Annotated in this window: 2 tRNA genes and 1 rRNA gene; all 3 read right to left on the reverse strand. The window is 45.4% G+C overall.

Annotated features, from left to right (window positions below):
- Positions 1–69: 69 nt before the first annotated feature.
- Positions 70–162 (reverse strand) — tRNA-Ser (locus CYJ37_RS19285).
- A gap of 5 nt (positions 163–167) precedes the next feature.
- Positions 168–242, reverse strand: a tRNA-Asn gene (locus tag CYJ37_RS19290).
- 24 nt (positions 243–266) lie between these two features.
- A 5S ribosomal RNA gene (rrf, locus tag CYJ37_RS19295) occupies positions 267–383 on the reverse strand.
- Positions 384–520: the final 137 nt, after the last annotated feature.

The following is a 520-nucleotide window of genomic DNA, read 5'->3' on the forward strand; positions in this document are numbered from 1 at the left end:
AACCCGTGTTACCGCCGTGAAAGGGCGGTGTCTTAACCGCTTGACCAAGGGGCCATTATATAATTTAAATGGCGGAGAGCAAGGGATTTGAACCCTTGAGACAGCTATAAACCGCCTACACGATTTCCAATCGTGCTCCTTCGGCCACTCGGACAGCTCTCCATAATTGGCTCCGCAGGTAGGATTCGAACCTACGACCGTTCGGTTAACAGCCGAATGCTCTACCACTGAGCTACTGCGGAATGATAGTATATTAGAATACTTTCGCCCGGCAGCGTCCTACTCTCACAGGAGGAGAACCTCCAACTACCATCGGCGCTGAGAAGCTTAACTTCCGTGTTCGGTATGGGAACGGGTGTGACCTTCTCGCTATCGCCACCAGACTATTTTTTCAAGACAAGTATTATTATACCGTCTTTTTATTATTTTGCAAGAGAATTTTTAAATTTTATTCCCTCAAAACTAGATAATGCAGAAGAAGAATTACAAAGCAATCAAATGTGGTTAAGTCCTCGATCTA

It is taken from the genome of Bacillus sp. UMB0728, assembly GCF_002858875.1.
In the GTDB taxonomy this organism is placed as follows: domain Bacteria; phylum Bacillota; class Bacilli; order Bacillales; family Cytobacillaceae; genus Bacillus_AB; species Bacillus_AB infantis.